This window comes from Cryobacterium sp. 10I1 (genome assembly GCF_035019805.1).
Taxonomy (GTDB): domain Bacteria; phylum Actinomycetota; class Actinomycetes; order Actinomycetales; family Microbacteriaceae; genus Cryobacterium; species Cryobacterium glucosi.
Genome location: NZ_JASJVF010000365.1, coordinates 1 through 2,372, shown reverse-complemented (window position 1 = coordinate 2,372; position 2,372 = coordinate 1). Strand labels below are relative to the sequence as shown.

Genomic DNA, 2,372 nt, shown 5'->3' with positions numbered 1-2,372 from the left:
CCCCGACCCCGACCCCCACCACGGCGGAAGTAACCGAGTCCGATTTCATCGGTAAGACCAGCGGGGAAGCCCGCACCATGCTCCAGTCTCTGGGCTTCGTCGCCGACGTCGTCACGGGCAAGGCCTCGGTCGACCCGGCAACGCAGGTTGCAGACACGGTCTACTCGGTCAACCCCACCGGCCCGGTCAAGAAGGGCGAGAAGATCACGGTCACGGTCTACGCTCCGGCCGTCGTACCCGACGCCCCGAGCGCCGCTCCGACGACGACCACGACCACCGTCGCCAGCGGCAAGACGGTGACCTACACCTGGGTCGCGCAATCGTGCCCCAGTGGCCAGACCCTGGCCGGGTACAAGCTCGAGGTGACGGGCGGCACCGTGCAATCCGCGAACCCGACGGGCGCTGATGTCACCACGGCGACCGTCGTCGCCGGCCCGGTCGGATCGATGACCGTCAAGTACCTGTACTACTGCGGACAGGTCGCCTCAGCCTGGTCGCCGTCCTCCACCGCGGTGCCGATCACCGCTGCGACACCGTAAGACTGACGCAGGGACGTCAGCTAAAATAGCCAAGATCCGCGCAACCAGGGTTGCCTCAGCCGGGGCGATGCCTGGAGCCGAATGGTCGACAAGAGTGGGAGTGAGTCTGTGAGTGATGAAGGCCGCCTGCTCGCAGGTCGCTATCGAGTGGGGGCACTCATTGGTCGCGGCGGCATGTCCGACGTGCATATCGGCACCGACGCGCGGCTCGGCCGCACGGTTGCGATCAAACTCCTGAAGTCGTCCCTCGCGGCCGATCCCGCCTTCCGCACCCGCTTCCGCCAGGAGGCCCAGGCCGCGGCGCGGATGGCGCACCCCACGATCGTGCGTGTCTTCGACGCCGGCGAGGAGACCGTCGGAGAACCCGGCGGCCTCGAATCGCAGATTCCGTTCATCGTGATGGAATTCGTCGACGGACGCCTGCTCAAGGACATCATCCGCGAAGGCCCTGTCCAGGCCACCGAGGCCGTGCGCATCATCGACGGCGTCCTGACGGCGCTCGAATACTCGCACCGCGCGGGTGTCGTTCATCGCGACATCAAGCCCGGCAACATCATGATCACCAAGACCGGCCAGGTGAAGGTGATGGACTTCGGCATCGCGAGGGCCATCTCGGATTCCTCGACGACGGTCGCCCAGACCACGGCGATCCTCGGCACGGCATCCTATTTCTCCCCGGAGCAGGCCAAGGGAGAATCCGTCGACGCACGCACGGACCTGTACTCCACCGGCGTCGTTCTCTTCGAGATGCTCACCGGCCGCGCGCCCTTCCGCGGCGATACACCCGTCGCCGTCGCCTACCAGCACGTCAGCGAGACACCGGTCGCCCCGAGCTCGATCAACCCCAAGGTTTCCCCGGCACTCGACGTCGTCGTGATGCGCGCCCTTGAAAAGGACCGTTTCGCCCGGTACCAGAGCGCCGTCGAGTTCCGAACGGATGTCGAGATCGCCGGCTCCGGCGTGATCCCGCTGCACCGCCCCGTCGATGAAGCCACCGCGAGCCTTTTCGGCGCACCGCCCACGGCGACCTCCGGATCGGAGCTCGCGCTCAAGCAACTCGCCGAGGACGCCACGATGGTGCGCACTCAGCGACGGCCCCCGGTCATCTGGATCTGGGCCGGCATCCTCAGCGTGATCGTGATCGTGCTTTCCGTGATGATCTGGGCCTTCAGCCTCACCCCCAGCAGCGACCTCCCGGATAACTCCCGGAAGGTGCCCTCGTTGGTCGGCCAGAGCTACGAGACCGCCCAGAACACCCTCATCGAGTCCGACCTCGCTGCCACGATGGCCCAGGAGGCCAGCGCAACGGTCCCCAAGGACAAGGTCACCCGCACAGACCCGCCCGCTGGAACGATCGCCCAGCCGACCGATGTGATCAAGGTCTACGTATCAACGGGTCCGCAGCCCGTGACGGTGCCCGATGTCACGAACCTGCCGATCGCCGACGCCCAGGCCGCGATCAGCGCTCTCGGGCTCCTGCCAGGGTCGATCACCAAGGAGAACTCTGCGACGATCGCGCCCAACCTTGTGCTGCGCACCGACCCGGCGCTGCAGGGGAGCGCCCAGACCGGCGACACCGTCGATATCTTCATCTCCAGCGGCCTCGTCACCCTGCCGAACCTCGTCGGCCAGTCCCTTCAGGCGGCTAGCGAGCTCCTGCTGGCCCCGTCCGTACAGGTTGTGCCGATCCCGACGCCAGACGCCACGTGCGCCATGAAACCGGGATCTCCGGTCACCAAGCAATCCCAGGCGCCCGGAGACGTGGAGCAGAAGTCCCAGGTGGCGCTCACCTACTGCGCAGGCTAACGCCGCGTTTTCTGCCCCACCCTCCCT

The 2,372-nt window shown here is 66.8% G+C and carries 2 protein-coding genes; both read left to right on the top strand.

All coding sequences use genetic code 11. The features are described 5' to 3' along the window. Positions 1 to 539, top strand: a 539-nt coding sequence (locus tag QN345_RS18035) for a PASTA domain-containing protein (protein ID WP_323509011.1), incomplete at its 5' end; no start/stop codon positions are given. A gap of 174 nt (positions 540 to 713) precedes the next feature. After that, positions 714 to 2,345 carry a Stk1 family PASTA domain-containing Ser/Thr kinase gene (gene pknB, locus QN345_RS18030; protein ID WP_416173120.1) on the top strand — a complete coding sequence of 544 codons (1,632 nt, stop codon included), beginning with the start codon at positions 714 to 716 and terminating at the stop codon, positions 2,343 to 2,345. Positions 2,346 to 2,372: the final 27 nt, after the last annotated feature.